At 52.6% G+C, this 17,801-nt stretch carries 18 protein-coding genes and 1 pseudogene; 10 read left to right on the top strand and 9 right to left on the bottom strand.

Annotated features, from left to right (window positions below; genetic code table 11):
* Genes QY332_16200 through QY332_16190 form a run of 3 tightly spaced genes read left to right on the top strand, consistent with a single transcriptional unit; the run spans position 1 to position 2,220 of the window.
* On the top strand, positions 1-1,017 hold the full coding sequence (locus QY332_16200; GenBank protein WKZ35156.1) for an alpha/beta hydrolase: 1,017 nt from the start codon (positions 1-3) through the stop codon (positions 1,015-1,017).
* A 10-nt stretch (positions 1,018-1,027) separates the two neighbouring features.
* The gene (locus QY332_16195) at positions 1,028-1,498 is read left to right on the top strand and encodes a hypothetical protein (GenBank protein ID WKZ35155.1); all 471 of its coding nucleotides are present in this window, start codon (positions 1,028-1,030) and stop codon (positions 1,496-1,498) included.
* A gap of 29 nt (positions 1,499-1,527) precedes the next feature.
* The gene (locus tag QY332_16190) at positions 1,528-2,220 is read left to right on the top strand and encodes a hypothetical protein (protein ID WKZ35154.1); all 693 of its coding nucleotides are present in this window, start codon (positions 1,528-1,530) and stop codon (positions 2,218-2,220) included.
* Between the two features lie 415 nt (positions 2,221-2,635).
* On the opposite strand, the gene QY332_16185 is transcribed toward QY332_16190, so the two are convergent.
* A complete protein-coding gene (locus QY332_16185; protein WKZ35153.1) occupies positions 2,636-5,275 on the bottom strand; it encodes a helix-turn-helix domain-containing protein in 2,640 nt (879 codons plus the stop codon).
* A 128-nt stretch (positions 5,276-5,403) separates the two neighbouring features.
* Between QY332_16185 and QY332_16180 the strand changes: the two genes are divergently transcribed.
* Entirely contained in the window at positions 5,404-5,889 is a 486-nt protein-coding gene (locus QY332_16180) for an SRPBCC family protein (protein WKZ35152.1), read from the top strand.
* 33 nt (positions 5,890-5,922) lie between these two features.
* Positions 5,923-6,372, top strand: coding sequence for a cupin domain-containing protein (locus QY332_16175; protein ID WKZ35151.1), 450 nt, complete (start codon positions 5,923-5,925; stop codon positions 6,370-6,372).
* A gap of 22 nt (positions 6,373-6,394) precedes the next feature.
* Here QY332_16175 and QY332_16170 read toward each other — a convergent pair.
* Positions 6,395-7,167, bottom strand: a protein-coding gene (locus tag QY332_16170) for an IS5 family transposase (protein WKZ35150.1) whose coding sequence is annotated in 2 segments (ribosomal slippage) — positions 6,395-6,834 and positions 6,834-7,167 — 774 coding nt in all. Because the reading frame shifts where the segments join, the coding sequence is not laid out codon by codon here.
* A 295-nt stretch (positions 7,168-7,462) separates the two neighbouring features.
* On the opposite strand from QY332_16170, the gene QY332_16165 reads away from it, so the two are divergent.
* The 3 genes and pseudogenes from QY332_16165 to QY332_16155 all read left to right on the top strand — a co-directional run bounded on the left by QY332_16165 (position 7,463) and on the right by QY332_16155 (position 10,110).
* On the top strand, positions 7,463-8,638 hold the full coding sequence (locus tag QY332_16165; protein WKZ35149.1) for a transposase: 1,176 nt from the start codon (positions 7,463-7,465) through the stop codon (positions 8,636-8,638).
* 72 nt (positions 8,639-8,710) lie between these two features.
* Entirely contained in the window at positions 8,711-9,781 is a 1,071-nt protein-coding gene (locus QY332_16160; protein ID WKZ35148.1) for a recombinase family protein, read from the top strand.
* A gap of 68 nt (positions 9,782-9,849) precedes the next feature.
* Positions 9,850-10,110, top strand: a pseudogene (locus QY332_16155) (transposase).
* Between the two features lie 26 nt (positions 10,111-10,136).
* On the opposite strand, the gene QY332_16150 reads toward QY332_16155, so the two are convergent.
* A protein-coding gene (locus QY332_16150) for an IS5 family transposase (GenBank protein ID WKZ35147.1) occupies positions 10,137-10,954 on the bottom strand; the annotation gives its coding sequence in 2 pieces (ribosomal slippage) (positions 10,137-10,573 and positions 10,573-10,954; 819 coding nt in all).
* Here QY332_16150 and QY332_16145 point away from each other — a divergent pair.
* Positions 10,953-11,801 carry an IS3 family transposase gene (locus QY332_16145; protein ID WKZ35146.1) on the top strand — a complete coding sequence of 283 codons (849 nt, stop codon included), beginning with the start codon at positions 10,953-10,955 and terminating at the stop codon, positions 11,799-11,801. The two genes, QY332_16150 and QY332_16145, sit on opposite strands and share 2 nt — an antisense overlap.
* A 238-nt stretch (positions 11,802-12,039) precedes the next feature.
* Positions 12,040-12,687, top strand: a complete 648-nt coding sequence (locus QY332_16140) for a transposase (GenBank protein WKZ35145.1) — start codon at positions 12,040-12,042, stop codon at positions 12,685-12,687.
* Here QY332_16140 and QY332_16135 read toward each other — a convergent pair.
* The 6 genes from QY332_16135 to QY332_16110 form a co-directional block, all read right to left on the bottom strand.
* Positions 12,679-13,041 (bottom strand): hypothetical protein, encoded by a 363-nt coding sequence (locus QY332_16135; GenBank protein ID WKZ35144.1) that lies wholly within the window; start codon positions 13,039-13,041, stop codon positions 12,679-12,681. The genes QY332_16140 and QY332_16135 overlap by 9 nt on opposite strands.
* Before the next feature lie 16 nt (positions 13,042-13,057).
* On the bottom strand, positions 13,058-13,441 hold the full coding sequence (locus QY332_16130; GenBank protein ID WKZ35143.1) for a hypothetical protein: 384 nt from the start codon (positions 13,439-13,441) through the stop codon (positions 13,058-13,060).
* A 4-nt stretch (positions 13,442-13,445) separates the two neighbouring features.
* A complete protein-coding gene (locus QY332_16125) occupies positions 13,446-14,246 on the bottom strand; it encodes an alpha/beta hydrolase (GenBank protein ID WKZ35142.1) in 801 nt (266 codons plus the stop codon).
* A 14-nt stretch (positions 14,247-14,260) separates the two neighbouring features.
* Positions 14,261-15,412, bottom strand: coding sequence for an isoprenylcysteine carboxylmethyltransferase family protein (locus tag QY332_16120; protein ID WKZ35141.1), 1,152 nt, complete (start codon positions 15,410-15,412; stop codon positions 14,261-14,263).
* Complete coding sequence (locus tag QY332_16115; protein ID WKZ35140.1) at positions 15,409-16,713, bottom strand: glycosyltransferase; 1,305 nt, start codon at positions 16,711-16,713, stop codon at positions 15,409-15,411. Before QY332_16115 ends, QY332_16120 begins: the two co-directional genes overlap by 4 nt.
* Positions 16,714-17,039: 326 nt before the next feature.
* Positions 17,040-17,726, bottom strand: a complete 687-nt coding sequence (locus tag QY332_16110; GenBank protein ID WKZ35139.1) for a DUF4386 family protein — start codon at positions 17,724-17,726, stop codon at positions 17,040-17,042.
* Positions 17,727-17,801 lie beyond the last annotated feature (75 nt).

Below are 17,801 nucleotides of genomic sequence, written 5' to 3'. Positions count from 1 at the left end.
ATGAACCTCTCGCCTCTTTTCTGGACCTTGAGCCTGCTCGCTGTTTCGATCGGCATTTTCCTCGCCCTAGCATCTCGTGCCAAAGCCCGCCTCAGGAAGCAGTATCTGCCCATCGGGCAGATGGTGGACATTGGCGGTTACCGCCTCCACATGCACGTCGAAGGCGAAGGGACTCCCACCGTCATCCTCGACTCAGGCGCAGGCGGGATCGGACTCTCATGGGAACTCGTCCGCCCTGCCATTGCCAAAGCCACGCGGGTCGTCACCTATGACCGCGCAGGTCTCGGCTGGAGCGACCCCAGCCCCTACCCGCGTGATGCGTTCACGATGGCGGTGGAATTACACACGATGCTGGTCAATGCAAACATCCCTGCCCCATACATCCTCGTCGGTCACTCCCTCGGTGGACCTGTCGCCCGTCAGTTCGCGGCGAAATATCCGGGTGAAGTCGCTGGGCTTGTGATGGTGGATTCCGCTCACGAACAGCAGATGAAACACTTCCCTGAAGCGATGGTGAAAATGGCAAACTCGATGAAAGGCATGATGGGCGTAATGAAGTTGATGGGTACACTCGGCATCTTTGCCCTCAAGCCCAGCCTGATCGCAATTGGAGACAACGGCAAACTCTCGAAAGAAGTAGTCGCACAAATGCAAGGTGTGATGGCATCCAGCAATAGCCATGCTGAAGCGTTGGTCGCTGAATCTGAAAGCGTTTACGCGGCGCAGACCCAGCCTGTGTCCACGCTTGGCGACCTGCCTCTGACCGTCATCAGTCATGGGCAATTGGATGCAAATGCCGTTCCACCATCATTGGGTCAACAGGTGCGCGACGAGTACGAAGCCGCGTGGCAAAAACTTCAGGCGGAGATTGTATCGCTGTCAACTCGAGGCAGGCGCATCGTCGCGGAAAGAAGTGGGCACAACGTCATGTTCGATCAGCCTGAGATCGTTACCGAATCCATTTTGGAAATGATGGGTAAAATTCGATATAAGGATTCTTTATCCATCAAAAAATAGGAGATGAGCCATGTTCAAGTTGGTTGAGCCGTATCAAAAACGTCCGATCCGCTTTTTGGAGTTGTGGGAAAAGGATGGCTGGCGCTTGAAAGTGTACAGCCTTGCCTATCGGATGCCGCTTGCGCGTCCGCATGTGGTGGAAGCATCGAAGTCCGTTTTGTGGAAGCACTTGCAGAAGGTCGCGCGCGACAAACCGCATTACAACGTCGGCTTTATCGGCGTCAACGACGGGCGCGGCGCGATCTTCGCCTTCGTGGATTTCTGGGCGGACGAGAACGAACTGCATCATCACGTCTTCGTCTCTCCGAAGGAGGAAGTGGAAAAACTCGAATACAAGACTCACACAGGTCTGACCGCCTGCGTGTGGGACGCGGCGCTGCTCGGCTTCGAACGTCAAGCCTGGGTGGATAATGTGCTGAATAATCCGAATGGTCCGAGCATCGAAGCGTATCTGTTCACGCGGATGAATGAGGATATGTAAATCAATATTCGTTGATATACTTTTGCTGTATGGTTATACAGACCCTGACCACAAAGCTGTTTCCGCCGCAAACATCTGTGAATCTTGTTGAGCGTGATGATCTGGCAGCCAGACTCGACAAGCTCTTGAACACACCGATCACCATTGTTGCTGCGCCGCCAGGGTTTGGAAAAACGACGTTGCTCTCTGCGTGGCTTTCAAATAGACCAGACATAAAAGTGGCTTGGTACTCATTGGATGAAGACGACAATGAGCCGGGTCGCTTTTTTACTTATATTGCTGCCTCATTGCGCCCGCTTGAGCCTGATCCTGTCCCAGCGCTTGATCCCCTGCTGGCGGCTGGTCCCTCCAACCCACGCGAACTGACCGCCGCACTCATCAACGACCTCTCAGAATTTGTCAGCAAAAGCGTCGTCCTGATCTTGGACGATTATCACCATATCACGCAGCAGCCCATTCACGACGTGCTTGCCTACCTGATCGACCATCTTCCCAACAACATCCATCTCGTCTTCATCAGCCGCGCCGACCCGCTGCTCCCGCTGGGACGATGGCGCGTGCGCGGACAGTTGACCGAGATCCGCGCCGATGACTTGCGCTTCACCGAAGAAAAAGCCGCGCAATTTCTGAACCAAACGATGGGACTCTCACTGAGCGCCGAAGACATCCGCACGCTGGAAGGGCGCACCGAAGACTGGGTGGCGTCGATCTTGAGAAGATAATGGAGGAAAAAACAATGGGCGAAGTTATTGCGCGTTATATTGGGTGAATTTCAAGTTATCGTATTGATGAACGAAAACACCCCTATACGTAGGGGTGTTCATTCGTTTTTGGCTTTTTGTTCTCTATTTGGCGGGTACAAAATTTTGTGGCCTGAATCTATACCCGTATACCAGATATATGCCGCATTTGGAATATCCTTTTGCAGATTTGATATGAAATATGTCACTTTGAACAAAAAGCTAACACGAGATCAAACCGAGCAGACACCCGCCCGGTTTTCGCTTACAGTTCTTTAGTAGGGCAACTTTTTCACTAGAAAGTAACTAACTTCACCCTGCTGAGGACTTCCGTTTCCGCTTGCCGCCTATGATAAAACCTGCCAAAAATAATGGTGTTTGCAATGAAACCCGGTGATTATATTGGTTTCTTTCCCGCAGGAATTTCATTATTTGCAAGTGATGATTTGTGTATCCCCTCCAATGCCAGCGCGATTGCTGCTTCCATCGTCATCGTGCGCCCTTGAGTGGAGAGCTCGGCAAATTTCGTTTCATCGATCATGGTGTGGATTTTTGCAAGAATCTCGTCAATGAATGTCCCTTGCATGGGCCAGATAATCGAACGACTCTTTTGGCGCAAGTCACCTGCCCAGGCGATCAACAACGCGGCACGGACGGGGTCTTCTTGTCGCACAAACAGACTTGCCACTGTTTCGATGGTTTTCGCCAAACCATCGAATGCATTTAGCTTTTGAAACTGTATGACGCAATCATGTAGCAGTTCTTTGGCTTCCTCCATGTCGCCCTGGTGAAGGAGCCCCATTGCCAATTCTCTGCGATTGTAGAGAGCTGGCATGAGATCGCCATTCTTTTCGTTTAATTCGATCGCCTTCTTGACGTATGCGATGGAATCCTGATACTCATTTCGAAAAAATGCAAGATATCCGTAGATCGTCAAAGCATTTGCCTCCCCTACGGAGTTTCCAAGTCGTTGAAAAATTGACAGAGCCTCTTCCGCCATGGGTAACGGCGAGGAAAAATCTCCATGCAAGATCAAAAAGATGGAAAGATAGTACAGGGAAAAGGCAAGCCCTGAAAGATTCCCCAACTCACGTTGAAGACGTATGCTTTCAACCATATAGGCTTTCGAGGCTTCATAGTCAGAGGAACCTACCAACCGCATCAAGGTGGTTGCCTGCCCGAGTTTGTCGCCCACCGCCTCGTACAATGCCAAACTCTGTTTCATGATCGGAACCCCTTGTTCGAAATCTCCCCGCTGCCAAAAACTCACCCCCAAAATATAAAGACTGTACGCTTCAGTAGACTGATCCGAGATACTACGCGACAATTCCAGACCTTGATTGACGCTTGCGCGCGCCTCGTTAAATTTTCCAAGATTTGTCAGTATCAAACCACGATATGCCAGCGCCCGAGCGCGCAGTGAATCCGCAGCGTGGTATTGCTCCAATAAGCGATTCAGCCATGCATCACATTCCTGCGGGTTGATGCGTGCATTCCAATACAAAACCAGCGAAACCAATAAACGCATGCCAGCTTTCGCATCGGCAGCAATCGCCCATTCCAAAGCCAGGCGCAGGTTATCCAGTTCGTCGTCTAATTTGTTCACCCAGACGATTTGATCTGAACGATATAACTCAGGTTCGGCTTCTTCTGCCAGCTTCACAAAATACGCCAGATGTTTTGCCCGCATCGCGGAGGCTTCTTCGGCTTCAGACAATTGCTCAAGCGCATATTGACGGATCGTTTCCAAAAAGTGGTAGCGGCTTTCGGCTTGTCTGGTTTCGACAAGCACCAACGATTTGTTAACCAGTTGCGACAGCAGATCAAGGATCTGGTGGGATTCAGGATCCCCGCTTCCTTCGCCGCCGCAAACTGCTTCTGCAGCTTCGAGCGTCCATCCGCCGACGAAGACCGCCAGCCTACGGAATAGAATCTTCTCCTGCTCCGAGAGCAGGTTGTAACTCCAGTCGATCATGGAGCGTAGGGTTTGTTGGCGCGGGATTGTTGTCCGTGCGCCGCCTTTCAGCAGTTGGAAGCGGTCATTGAGCCGTTTCACAATTTCATCTACCGTCATCATTTTGATGCGCGCCGCCGCCAACTCGAGGGCGAGGGGAATGCCGTCTAACCGGAGGCAGATTTGGGCGATGGTTGAAGCATTTGCCTGGGTCAAGGAAAAACTCGTAGAGGCAGCCGAGGCGCGTTCCACGAAGAGGCGTCCAGATTCGGAGTCCATTAAAGTAGAGAGGTCTGATTTGGAATCGGGAATGTTGAGCGGCGGCACAGCATAGGCGATCTCGCCCTTGACCCCAAGCGTTTCGCGGCTGGTGGCGAGAATGACCACATCCCTGCATGACTGCGTGAGCAGATCCGCCAGATGCGCGATGGGCTCGATGAGATGTTCGCAATTATCGAAAATGAGCAGCGCCTTGCGAGAGCGAAAATATTCGACCAATACTTTGGTGACAGAAGGCGCTGATTTGCTCGACTCTTTCAACCCAACCCAATTCGTAACTTCAAATGCGACCAAGGTAGGCTCGCTGATGGACGCAAACTCAATCAGCCGGACTCCATCAGGAAAGAAGGCGAGCAAATCGGATACGACCTGAAGCGAGAGGCGAGTTTTGCCTGTGCCGCCTGGACCTGTGAGGGTGACGAGGTGATGAGCTTTTAACAGGTCAGTGACTTCAGCGATTTCCTTTTCGCGCCCGATAAAACTGGTCAATTGATGAGGGAGATTATGCGGCGTGCTATTTGTTTGGGAATTATCTGAAGGGAGTTGGGGCTTGTCTTTCGCGAGTTCGAGCAAACGCATCATCCACTTTGAATCATTTTCGAGTCCCAATGCAGGAACGAATAAAGCCGTTATCGTTGCCGCGTCGGGTGTCCGTTGATTCTTTTCAATACGGCTGATCTGTGCATCGCTATACCCGACTGCCATGGCAAGCTCCATCTGAGTCAGATGCGCCTGTCGGCGAAGGTGTTTAACCAGATCACCAAACGTGGAAAATTGATCGGGGGTAACGGCTGTGGGACTCAATATAAATTTACTCCGCTGGCAGGCAAAGTATAGCCGAATTACTATCCCTTCGAGAATTTTTGGAGAAAAATGTCAAGTTCTGAAGTTGAGGGAGGTGTATAGTTGAAACATCAACAAAGGAGACTAACATGGCTTACAGTTTTGAACGAAGTATCGTTATTCATGCAACACCGGAACAAGTCTACGATAACCTGCTCGACGTAGCCTCCCACAAGAACTGGGGAGAGATGACCGAAATGGAGCTTTTATACGCAGGTCCTGTGAAAATTGGCAGCCGCTGGCGTTCGGTCGGCGTTATCGGCAAGGATGTCATGCACGACGAATGCACCATCATAGCGTTGGAGCGTCCGCACTTGTTCCAGTTCAAATCCGTTACCCAACATTCGTCGATGGGAACAGCAGGCATGATCTTTACCTATCAGCTTGAAAAGGCGCCAGATGGTACGCGAGTGACCATTAGCCGCGGATTTGTTCCCGATGAAATGTCAAGCAAGCTGATGCGATTTTTATTACTGATAGGGATCGGAAGGCTGATGGACCTTTCCATGACAGCGCCGATCATGGACCGGGGGCTCGCCCGCTTGCGCGACTATGTGGAACAAGCCCACAAATAAAAATATTCGACCACAGCTAAGCAAAGAGGAAGTATGGAGCCTGTCACCCCAAAACCGATTTTAATACCGCCTGGCTCAGGCAGAGTTTTGAAGTTGATCGGTGTTACGCATAAGTTGACGAGTCAACAAACGGGTAGTGATTATTACCTCTTTGAATCTGAGTTCGATTCCGAAAGCGGGAATCGCCTGCATGTCCATTCGTATGAAGATGAAATCATATACGTCTTACAGGGAACGATTCAGATCAGGCTGGGCAATGACAAACTGGAAGCCAGCGCAGGCGGGATCGCGCATCTGCCAAAATGGATCCCGCACGCTTTGTATAACCCGCTGAAAGTACCTCTCAGAATTTTGGCACTGGCAATCCCAAGCGGCATGGAGCTATTCTTCGATGAACTCGAATCCGCGCTACAGGCTGGCACGATAGACGACGCGAAGCACAGGGAAATTTCTCAAAAGTATGGGATTGAGTGGTTGGAATAACAGCAAACTATTAGAAGTCATCTCAAAAACACGATCTGAATAAAATGATCATGCAGCCCAACAAGACAAAGGCAAGATAGTTTTCAAGGATCCGTTCATGTCGAGTCTGTATTCTCCGAAAGTTTTGCAGCCAAGCAAACAACCGCTCGATCTTCCAACGGTTTCGATAACGCCGCAGAGGCCTGCCATCTTGGGTGCGTGGCTTTGTGCGGTTGGTCTTGTGAGGTGCGATCAGCTCAATGCCTTGTTTTCGCAACCTCTCGTCAAGTGGGTCACTATCATACGCTCGGTCACCGATCAGTTTTCCCGGACGCTCCTTGGTGAAACGGCTTTTGAGCGTGCTTTCGACCAGTCTGACTTCATGCGGCGAAGCACTTTCAACGGATATGGCGATAGGAAGACCAGCGCGATCTGCCACTGCCATGAGCTTTGTACCCTTGCCCCGCTTGGTTTTTCCCACCCCTCGGCCCCCTTTTTTGCGATGACAAAGCTGCCATCGATGAAACACTCTGTCAAATCCAGCTTGCCACGCTCTTTCACGTCTCTCACCAGAGCCTGCAGCACCTTTTCGAAGACCCCCGCCTGCACCCACTCTTGAAAGCGTCGATGGCAAGTCTGGTATGGCGGGTAGCGCTCTGGCAAATCCTGCCAACGTGCTCCCGTTCGCAAAATCCAAAGGATGCCATTTAGGATCTCGCGATCATTGACCCTCGGCCTGCCGCGTCCATCCGCTCTTCTAACAGGCTTAGGAAGAAGGGGTCTGACAATTGCCCATTGTTCGTCTTTGATGTCCATTGGCTCGCTCCCAGTTCGGGTTTGAGCCCCAGTCTACCATTTTTGAGATAGCTTCTAGTCAAATCCCAATAGGGCGATGATAGGCACGCTCCGATAAATTAAGCTGACTCATGCACAGCACGATGTCGCCGCTCGCATCAAACTCTGACCTTCGGGCTAGGGCTGCCTGTACAATTACGCAATGTAATTGCGTAATTGTACAGGCAAAGCGATTCGACGATCAATTTGAAAATCAGTAGTTCACGAAAAGGCTTGAACGTGGTTAACTTGGCTCCGACCAAGGAAACCCATAACCATGTCCAAGCCCACAATCAAGATTACCCGAACAATTCGTTCCGAGCAAGTGCTGAATGCCTTCATGACGGTGGTTCGCAAGAACCTGCCGCTGGAATTGCGAAACACCCGGATCACTGCCGAAGATATCCTGTATGTGTTGGCATACGCCAATGTGCATCGTTTGAGCATTGAATCGGCTTGTCTGGAGTTGCAGAATGCGCCTTCGGGTAATCGTCTGCGAGAAGTATTAGCCCAGTCGCTGCCAGACCGAGCCGGTTTGCAGAACCGATTGAACCGCATCTTTCATCGGCAACTCCATCCCAGTGTATGGAAGTGCAAACGCGATTTCAATGTGGCGATTGACCTGACCCTGATCCCATATCATGGTCAGCCGTATGAAGACAGAAAGGAGATCGTACGCAGTGCACCCAAGTCTGGGACAACCCATTTTCATGGTTACGCCACGGTTTCGATTGTGCGGGACCATCGGCGCTACGTTGTGGCGTTGCGCTTCATCGAACATGGCGAGGATATGGCCGACATCGTCCGCTGGCTGCTGAAACGCCTGAAAACACTCAAATTTCGCATTCGACGGGTGTTTTTGGACAAAGGTTTCTGCTCCAAGCCGGTTTTCAAGGTTCTGGACCAACACAAGGTCAGTTTCGTAACGCCCATTCCCGTGCGTGGCAAGTCGGGCGGTGTGCGGACTTTGTTTCAAGGTAAATCACGTGTCACCACCTACACCTTTAACAGCCCAAAATATGGCATATATACAGTGCAGGCGGTGGTCGTCCAGCGCTATTCCAAAGGACGCTATGGACGACACAAGAGCAAGTGGTTTGCGTACGCCGTCTCCGGATTGCCCTCTGGCATTTTGCCTGCCCAGGTGTTTGAACTTTATCGTCAACGCTTCGGCATTGAGTCGAGCTACCGACAAATGAACCAGGTGCGCGCTCGAACTTCCACCCGTAATCCTGTCATCCGCTTGCTGCTGGTTGGTTTGGCTTTTGTCTTGTTCAATCTGTACATTGCCTTGCGCCAGAATCTGGCCTCCGCGCTTAAAACACCGTTAGAATCTTTCAATCGCTTCTGGCTTTCTTTGCGCCGTGTCGCTTTCCTGCTCAGTCGTGCCATTGAACGCTTCTGGGGTGCGACTGAGGTCATTCAACATCAATCATGTTTTGTGCTTTCGTGATCTACTGAAAATATATAAAGGAAGTGTTGGAGCATAGAATAAAAAGCATCATAGATTACCAAGGAATCAAAAATGTCTCGCCGAGCAGTGATCTATATCCGTACATCATCAGAAACACAGAGCGAAAAATCCAGTCCCAGTGAGCAAGAAAGTGATTGCCAAACGCTGGCAAAACAAAAAGAATTACAAGTGGTTCATGTTTATCGGGAAGTAGAAAAATATCGAGTGGGGAACAGGTTAGTCGAACCTTCTGGCAGTCGTTCAGATCGCCCCGCCTTACAAACCATGCTCAAAGATGCGTCTAGGGACAAATTCGATGTCATCCTCGCCTGGCGCGAAGACAGACTATATCGCGGGATACGATCCATGTTGACAGTCTTGGAAACCGTCCAAGAATACAAGATCGAAATCCTGCTCGCAAGAGAAACCTTCGATCCCAAGATCGCTCCAATTCGTGCCTGGGTAGCCCAAATGGAATTGGATGGGATGAAAGAGCGGATGGAAATGGGAGTCAAAGCGCGGCTGAAAGCGGGAAAAGCAAACACGGGACAAGATCGTTACGGTTATATTCGCATAGGTGAAACCATCCACCTTGTCGAAGAAGAAGCGAAATGGGTTCGGAATATCTTCGCATGGTACATCCAAAAAACTCCCCTCAATCAAATACGAAAATACCTGATCGCTGGCAATGCTCCACAAAAGGGGAGCAGCATTCCCCGACACATCCAATGGTCCCGGTCCAGCATTCAGGCTATACTCAAATCCGCCAAAGAGTATGCCTATGGCTTCAAAACCTATTCCCGTGCAGGGCAGACTTTCCAAATCCCTGTTACACCCATCCTCGATATATCCACCTATGAATTGTTTGTGAAGATGCGAGAAGAAAACAAAACCTACCCAAAACACCGCAGGCAAAATGACTACCTGCTATCCGGGCACCTGAAATGTGCCTGTAAACTGACCTGGCGGGCACGCACCGCAACCCACCGCAATAGTCGCAAGGGCGAGTGGGTGGAGCGTAAAACTCCCATAGGGACCTATTTCTGTCCGCAACCTCATAAGGAACTCAGACCGCCAGACTGTCCCAAGTCCGTGAGCGCCAAACAAGCAGAAACACAGGTCTGGGAGAAATTGTATGGGTAACCCTCCCCTAAAATAGTACCAGAGAAAAGTAGACAACTCGTGGCAAAATAGAGTAAGGAGAGCATGTCATGAAGAAGTCGAAGTTTTCGGAAAGTCAGATCGTAAATATCTTGAAAGAAGCAGAAGCCGGAGTGTCGGTAGAAGATCTGAGCCGCCAGCACGGGTTCAGCAAAGCGTCCTTTTACAAATGGAAAGCCAAATATGGCGGGATGAGTATCAGTGAAGTGAAGAGGATGAAGGAGTTGGAAGAGGAAAACCGCCGCTTGAAGCAGATGTATGCGAACCTGAGCCTGGAACATGAAGTGCTGAAAGATATCATCGAAAAAAAACTCTCAAAATAGACCTCTTGCAAAAGTCAAATTGAGTTGAGTTCAAGGTTGTAAATAGCAGCAATCAGGTTGAAGCGCAAAGCAAATCTCTTTCTACGATTGCGATACCTCTCGCTCAAAATGCGAAACACTTTCAACTTACGGAATATATGCTCAATCACAATCCGTTTCCGTGCCAAGCTTCGATTGCTCTGTTTCTCTCGTTTCGTCAGAGCATGGTATTTGGATTTCTTGAAGGGTGTTTGACTGTTCTGATGAAACTCCATCAATCCTTGATAGCCCGCATCTGCCAGAATACGCAGATGTTCAGAGAACTCACAGGCATCGTCTTTGAACAGTTGGAAGTCGTGTTTGCTTCCATGACTAAAGGCGGTGGTTATGATTTGGGTACTTTTTCGATCAGCCATCACCTGCGCTTTTTGGGTGTGACGCTTCTTTTTGCCACTGTAATGCCGTTTTTGGCTTTTTTTGGACGTTCCACTGGCTGTTCGCTGACATCAACCAGCACTACCTCGAACACCGTGTCACTGGCTTGGAGTGCCTTTTTGCCAGGCAAACGAAACTTTTTTGAACGGACTAAGGCCTCCTCTACCTTGCGAATGGTGCGGCAAACGGTTGCTTCACTGACACCATAGGATTGCGCAATATGAAATTCTGTGCGATATTCTCGCCAGTACATCAAGGTCATCAACAACTGATCGGCTCGGCTCAGTTTTGGCGGTCTCCCGAAGTCTCGCAGCCCTTTCTCAATGACTGTGAGCATCTGCTCGAAGGTTTCGCGCTGGACGCCAGTTAGCCGTTTGAAGTCACTACCTTTGAGATGTGCGATTGTCTTATAGTTCATGTGCCTATTATGGCACACTTATGCAAGAGGTCTAATAGAAGAACGACGGAAACTGGCTGGATATGCTATTGCGGAGTTTGGACTGAGTGAACGACGGGCGTGCCGCACAATTCAGGTGAGTCGTTGTGCGTATCGCTACCAGGCTAAGCGAACTGCAGATGGACCGATCGAAACGGAGTTGCAGCAGTTAGCACATAGGCAGCCGCGCTGGGGCTGTGGCAAGATGAGCGATTATCTGAGAAACCAGGGATATGCCTGGAACCACAAACGGATCCGCAGAGTGTATCGCGCGTTGGCGCTGCACCTGAAAAGAAAACCGAAGAAACGATTACCTGCCCGCACTGCCCAGCCACTGGGGGCGCCTGGGCGTGTGAACCAGACTTGGTCGTTGGATTTCATGAGCGACAGTCTGTCCAATGGCAGACCATTCCGAACCTTGAACGTGATCGATGACTTCAACCGCGAAGCACTCTGGATCGAAGTGGATACCTCCCTCCCAGCCGAACGGGTTGTGCGCGTTCTGGAGCAACTGCTCTTGTGGCGTGGAACGCCCACTCGTGTTCGCATGGATAATGGTGCGGAGCTGATCTCACAGCGGCTGGAGAACTGGGCACAAGAAAAGAACATCGAATTGCTCCACATCCAGCCTGGCAAGCCTGCCCAGAATGCCTACATTGAGCGCTTCAATCGAACCTTCCGAGAGGAAGTTTTGGATGCCTATGTGTTTGATGATCTCCAGGAGGTGCGCACCATCACCGAACGTTGGTTGGAAGACTACAACACCATCCGTCCGCACGAGGCCTTACAGGGTTTACCACCCCGCCTGTTCACACAACAACATGCCTAGATTTGTCTACTTATGAGTGGTACTAACTTGGGGAGGTTGACAGCCATAGAACAATTGGCTTGCAGTGAGCCTTCGGGTGTCGGACTGGAAATGACGCACTGGTCAACCCGAAGTTTAGCCAAAATCGCCATGCAACAAGGCTTGGTTTCTCGCATTGCACATTCCACGGTGTCGCTGATCTTGCGTAACGCAGACTTGCAACCGCATCGTCACCGCTACTGGATTACGCCAACGCTCAGTGAAACCTTTTTGGAGCAAGCCAGTCGGGTACTGTGGGTACTATGAAAGGATTGAAACGCTCAAGGCGCAAAATGAAATCGCTTTGGCGTTGGATGAGAAGCCCAATACACAAGCCTTGCAACGCTCTCATCCAACCCAGCTCATGCGTACTGGACAAATTGAACGACATGAGTTTGAGTATATACGGCATGGTGTCGTCAACTTCCTTGCTTTGCTCAACCTGTACAACGGCAAAATCCGCAGTTGCTGTTTAGAGAAAAACGACAGCGAGCATCTTTGTAAATCTTTACCTGTTCTACTGCAACCCTTTCACTCTTTTAACCGAGTGCATCTGATTTGGGATGGCGGACCCAGCCATGTTTCTGCCGCAACGAACTCGTTCCTAAAAGCTCGTTATGGGGACTGGCTGCGAGTGGTTCCTACTCCAGCACATTCTTCCTGGCTCAATCAGGCAGAAATTCTTCTGAAGTGTTTTGAAGTTCGGTACTTACAACGCGGCAACTGGACAAGTCGCCAACACTTGATTGGTCATTTACATGCCAGCACGCCCGAATACAATCGCTTATGGGCTCACCCCATCAATTGGTCATGGACACGTCGCGACCTTCGCGAATGGGCTGAGAAAAAATCGACAGGACTATGTTAAATTACTTTGCAAACGCACCACTAGGTGGGCAAAAAAAGGCAAGGTGAGCGGCATGGCGGCTGCATAAGCAATTGAGTTGTAGGCTACATAGAACAACGCGCCGGGCAGCCCCAGCAGACCAAATAAGTTCCCGCGGCGGAATAACCACAACATGCCGAGCAGGATGGGCAGGCCAATGACCAGATTGACGACATCGTTGGCGAGGAAAGATTGGCGCAAGTCATCATTGGGGTAGGATGCCATTGGGAAAAGCAGGCCGCCCAGCGAGGCCAAGGTCATCAGGATCGTCACAAGCAGGGCAAGCCGGGAAGCGAGAGCAAGGTCGCGGGTCAGGGGCAGGCGAGGAGTATTCATTGCGGTTGTTTCCTTTTCAAATCACCCAAACCGCAGCCAAAATCCCCAGGCTGATCAACAATCCAATCCCACCCTGGTCGGGCAGTTCGTTGAATTTGCCATCCCAAAAAAGCAGATAAATGAACACGGAAAACCCTGCCGCGCCGAGGGTCATGGTTCGCCACCAGCCGGCCCCGAAGAACAGCCCCAGCCCTGCGGATAAGAATCCGAGCGCCGCCAGCGCCAGAGAAACGGCAGCCAGCCAGCGGGCAACCGGGTCGCTGAGCAGCCGCGAGAACAGCCAGGAACCGTCGGGCCAGATCAAGCCGGGACGCAGTTCAAAAAAGCGCAGGGCTTGTCCAGCGTAAAGCAGATGGACAAAGGCATGCAGAATGAAAAAGATTCCAGCAAAAATGTTCATCGCATTATTCCTCTTTTAAAAATGCCAGCACCTCGCGCTCGAACTGCTTCCCAGTGGCCGGGTGGCGCATGTTTTCGTAAAGCGCCAATCGCGCATGGGGGATGCCCGCCGCCGTCTCGCGGAACAGGACCGGGGTATAAAAGGGGTCGTCGGTGCCGGCAATGACTAGGGTGGGAGCCTTGATTTCGGACAGGCGGTCTTTGAAGGCGTGCTGGTCTTCGGTTTCGATGGTGATAACCAGGTCGGACAGGTCGGGCGTCTTGCCTAGGGACAGCAACTGAGCCGCCGTCCAAGCCAGCGGTGGGTTGAGCACCTTCCAGATTCCCGTACTGGGTAAAATGAACCGAATCATGGCCTGCCAGGCTTGCCTAACCCGTCCCTGCTGCGCCAGATGCCCGATGTCAAGTTGAATCTGCTTGCCTGCTTCGCCCAGGGTGTGCGCGCTGGAGTGAATCACCAGGCGGCGGACAAGATCGGAGTGGTCGGCGGCGAAGTGGAGGGCGATGGAACCACCGGTCGAGACGCCAATCACGTCCACGGGACCGTCGAACTCCTGGCGAATCATCCCGGCGTAATCGTCGGCCATGTCTTTGAATGTGCACCCACCCGGCAGGCCTGGTTTGCGCAATACAGCATACAGGGTGTAGTCTTTTTCCAAGAATCCGTAGCCGAAAGTCATTCCCGATTGCGGTTTGTTCTCAAACATCAGGCCCTGGAAGATGACCAGGGGTTTGGGACCGTGACCTGCCCGGTTGTAGGGCAGGCCGTTGCGAAAATAACCGGAAGTTGCGAATTTTTTAGCCATTGCATTTCCTTCTATCAGCGTTTCGCGCGCCCAAAGCCGGATACCGCCGCCAGCGCCGGCAGGCCAATATCGAAGACAAAAAACAGCAGTCCGCTCGCCGAAAGCATGGTCCCGCCGATGAAATGCCCCAGCAGCCAGTTGCCCGGCAGCCAGAGCGCCATCAAGACCAGCGGCCAGGGCCAGAGTGCGGCGACAAATCGCCAGCCCGCCCCGCCCGGCCTAGCCGGCGAACCCAGGTTGCCCGCTGTCACTGCCGCCGCCATCCCAATAAAGACCGGCACGAAGCCGCCGCCGACCAACAGCGCCAGCAGGGTTAGCAACCCGAGGACACGCCCGCCGCGCCTACGCCCGACAAAAGCCGCTGCCCAGACGGTCATCCCCACACCGGCCAACATGGCGGCAATCCCGGTAACGAGCAGGTTGGGAATCAGCGTCATGGCTGGGAAACAGGCGTGCCAGACCATCTCCGCCTGGCAGGGCGTGCCGATGGCGTTGAAAATCAGGCCGTCCGGCGCAGTGTTTCCCTGCAAAATCTCGAAAATGCCGTGCTGGATGGCAATCAGCCCGGCGTAGATGCCTAGGAAAGCCGTCGTAACTCGCAAGGGGTCATTCCCGTCCAAGCGCGGCAGCAGCATTCCGACCTGTTCCCGATAAGCGGCATACGCTTCCCCAAACATCCTTTCCAGAATGTACTTTTCCTCAATCCGAGCCTGCGCATAAATCATCCCTGCTATGAGGGGCATAAAGCCGAGCGCGTACCATGCGCCCCAGGCTAGGAACCAGCCCAGCAGCATAACCCATCCGGCAGTGTACTGCGGATGCCGCACCCAGGCATACGGGCCGCTGTCCACCAGTTTGCCTACTTTGTCCAGCGTGGTGGTCGTGCCTTTCTGGCGCAGGTAAATTGCCGGGTAGACCCGACCGAACAAGCCCAGGATGAGCAGCGGCAAACCAAATCCGTATTGCACAAGTGGACTCTGGAAAGTGGGTTGAGTGAACAAAGGCAGCGCCAAGCCTAGAAATCCAAGCATGGCTCCTGCCCCAACCAGGGTTTTCCGCACTGTTTCACTTTCCAGTTTGCCCGAGCGGGTCAGCAGAAACGAGAGCGCAGTAAACACAAGCGCAACAGCGGGAAACAACCACCAAATTGCCGGAAAGGGTATCATTTGATTTGCTCCATTCTTGATCTCGATGCGCCAAAAAAGTTGACGATTTCCCTGGCGGCGATGGCCGAGCCGTCTACCTTATCCTGAAGGGCCTTCAGGCGCAACATATTCTCGCGCAGGCTGGCATCCGCAAGCAGGCGTTCCAGGGCGCGAGCCAGCGAACGTCGGTTAAGGTCCCATTTCGAAAGCATCAGGCCGGCCCCCTGGCGCGTGACCAGCGAGAGATTGCCGGTCTGCTCCAGGTGCATGGGGATGCCGACCAGCGGCGTCCCGGAATGGATGGCGGTCTGCACCGTCCCGGCCCCGCCGTGCGTGATGGCGATGTCGGCCAATGGGTTTACCAGGTGCGCCGGAACGTGTGGCGTCAGCAGGACACGACCCGAAGCGTTCCCATCCCGCCCTGGCAAGACTGTGGTGGTGGCAATTACAGATTGAATCTCCAGTTCGTCCGCAATCTCGACGACCTCCCCCAAGACGCGCGGCGAACCGGAAACGCCCATCGCGCAGTACAGTTTGGGGCGCGGGGTATCAAAGTGGGCACGGATGGCTTCAGGGACATCTCCCGGCAGGCGGGCAAAGCACGGGCCGCCGTAGCGATAGACCGGCGACCGGTGGAAGAAGCGCGGATGCCTGGGGCGGTAGGCATTTAATTCGTCGGCCGGGATGCCCAGGATTTCGGGCGCGTCCATCACTAGGGTCAGGTCGCCGGCCATCAGGTCGAGAGTGCTTTTCCACTGCGGCAATCCCAGCGATTCTGCCATGCGGTTGAAGGTCCCCAGCCAGATTTTGGTACGCGGCAGCCACCAGTTGACCAGCCAATTCAGCGGCAGGCGGCGGGCCGCGCCGAACAACGAGGGCTGGAAGACGCCCATCTTGCGGTCGAAAAACGGCGCGGTGAACGGGCCGGGTTGTTGGACTAGGATGGGAATCCCCGCCAGCGGCGCGGAGAGATACGAGGGCAGGTTCCAGCCAATCAGGACGGAGTCGGCGCGCGCCTGGCAGAAGGCGTCGGCTTCGGCGGCGATATAGGCGGCGAGTTCGTCGTCGGTGAAGAAACTCTCCCGAAAGGGGTTGCCCTTTTCGCCGCGGTTGAAGGCCATGTACTCGGCGGCCCGCTCCGGCGACATGGTCGGCGCGACGGCCACGACCTCGAAACCCGCTTCTCGCGCCACAAATTCATAACCCCCGCCGTGACTGAAAAAGACGACCTCCTGCCCCAACCGGCGCAGGGCCTGTCCCATCTCGACCAGGCGCGAGACTTCAGACAGGTAATAGAAATGCGGGAAGCAGATAATTTTCATGGTTTTCTATAAAAAGCATAACCAATCCCATTCCAACGACCAAAACGACTGGCGCAATACGATGGATGGTCAACAACCCTGAACAAACTCGAACCAACCGTGTTCGAGACCGGTAATCCCGGCGATAATTCCCAGCCAGGTGGCGACGGTTTTGGTTGATTTTCTCATCATTTACTCCTTTAAAAATTTCCACAAAACCCGGGCCAGGAGAAAATACCAGAGTATCCAGAATAACCCGGCAACTGCCAGTTCAACCCATCTGCACCTATCCGGCACGCAGCAGTTTACCAAAAACAAAATCGTGGATGACAAAAACTTTGTTCACATCATTGTCCTTTTGCCAGATGGAATAAATCTCGCCCCAGCAAGATGCTCCAGGGCACGGAACCCAGCATACTCAAAAACAGGAACATCAGGCCCACAGCAGGTACCCAGAAGAAAGCACCAATTGAAAAGGTGACGATCCCGATATAGGCAGTCGCTCGTCCAAAGAATTGGCTGCGCCGCATCAAAAACGAATAAATCAGGGAGGCCAAAGCGCCGAGGAACATGGAAATATGCCAGGCTGCGCCATGAAACTGCGCCAGCAGGCTCTCGCCAGCAACCAGGTAATACCCTTTGTCCATCTCTGCTTGGGCGGAAGCATATAACTCGCCGAGCGTGAATATCTCGAAAATCGGACGGGCGGCGATCATGGCAGTCACCGCAACCAATCCGAGGGTCAGGGCAATCAGGGCATACGTCTCATCCACCCGCTTGAGCGCAACGTACAGCGCCAGGTAGATGAATATCGAAACCAGATTGGTAATCGAGACTCCCAGGTCGAGAGCGATGAAAGCCGCCCAAATATTGGTTTGAACCAGGGTGTAGATTTCTTGCGTCGGAGTGACCCCGGCTGCATACGGCCAACGGATGTATCCTACTACCGAGGCCAGCATCAATACCAGGTTCACCAGGACGGCAATCCCGCCGATTGTATAGAGATTTTTCCAGTTGAAGTTGGTTTCGCGCATGTCATTTCCTTTTTGATAAGCCAGATTTTCTCAGTTTCATCATCCCTTGCAAGCCACTGGCGACCTTAGCCTTTG

The sequence above is a fragment of the Anaerolineales bacterium genome (genome assembly GCA_030583885.1).
In the GTDB taxonomy this organism is placed as follows: domain Bacteria; phylum Chloroflexota; class Anaerolineae; order Anaerolineales; family Villigracilaceae; genus Villigracilis.
The sequence above is the reverse complement of the archived record's forward strand: the minus strand, read 5'-3'. Positions and strand labels throughout refer to the sequence as shown.

What these genes read in the sequence shown, in the direction of transcription:
- QY332_16135 (WKZ35144.1), bottom strand. Translation starts at nt 13,041, where the DNA reads ATGAATACTCCTCGCCTGCCCCTGACCCGCGACCTTGCTCTCGCTTCC.
- QY332_16175 (WKZ35151.1), top strand. Translation starts at nt 5,923, where the DNA reads ATGGAGCCTGTCACCCCAAAACCGATTTTAATACCGCCTGGCTCAGGC.
- QY332_16190 (WKZ35154.1), top strand. Translation starts at nt 1,528, where the DNA reads ATGGTTATACAGACCCTGACCACAAAGCTGTTTCCGCCGCAAACATCT.
- QY332_16160 (WKZ35148.1), top strand. Translation starts at nt 8,711, where the DNA reads ATGTCTCGCCGAGCAGTGATCTATATCCGTACATCATCAGAAACACAG.
- QY332_16180 (WKZ35152.1), top strand. Translation starts at nt 5,404, where the DNA reads ATGGCTTACAGTTTTGAACGAAGTATCGTTATTCATGCAACACCGGAA.
- QY332_16110 (WKZ35139.1), bottom strand. Translation starts at nt 17,726, where the DNA reads ATGCGCGAAACCAACTTCAACTGGAAAAATCTCTATACAATCGGCGGG.
- QY332_16125 (WKZ35142.1), bottom strand. Translation starts at nt 14,246, where the DNA reads ATGGCTAAAAAATTCGCAACTTCCGGTTATTTTCGCAACGGCCTGCCC.
- QY332_16115 (WKZ35140.1), bottom strand. Translation starts at nt 16,713, where the DNA reads ATGAAAATTATCTGCTTCCCGCATTTCTATTACCTGTCTGAAGTCTCG.
- QY332_16145 (WKZ35146.1), top strand. Translation starts at nt 10,953, where the DNA reads ATGTGCCTATTATGGCACACTTATGCAAGAGGTCTAATAGAAGAACGA.
- QY332_16120 (WKZ35141.1), bottom strand. Translation starts at nt 15,412, where the DNA reads ATGATACCCTTTCCGGCAATTTGGTGGTTGTTTCCCGCTGTTGCGCTT.
- QY332_16195 (WKZ35155.1), top strand. Translation starts at nt 1,028, where the DNA reads ATGTTCAAGTTGGTTGAGCCGTATCAAAAACGTCCGATCCGCTTTTTG.
- QY332_16200 (WKZ35156.1), top strand. Translation starts at nt 1, where the DNA reads ATGAACCTCTCGCCTCTTTTCTGGACCTTGAGCCTGCTCGCTGTTTCG.
- QY332_16130 (WKZ35143.1), bottom strand. Translation starts at nt 13,441, where the DNA reads ATGAACATTTTTGCTGGAATCTTTTTCATTCTGCATGCCTTTGTCCAT.
- QY332_16165 (WKZ35149.1), top strand. Translation starts at nt 7,463, where the DNA reads ATGTCCAAGCCCACAATCAAGATTACCCGAACAATTCGTTCCGAGCAA.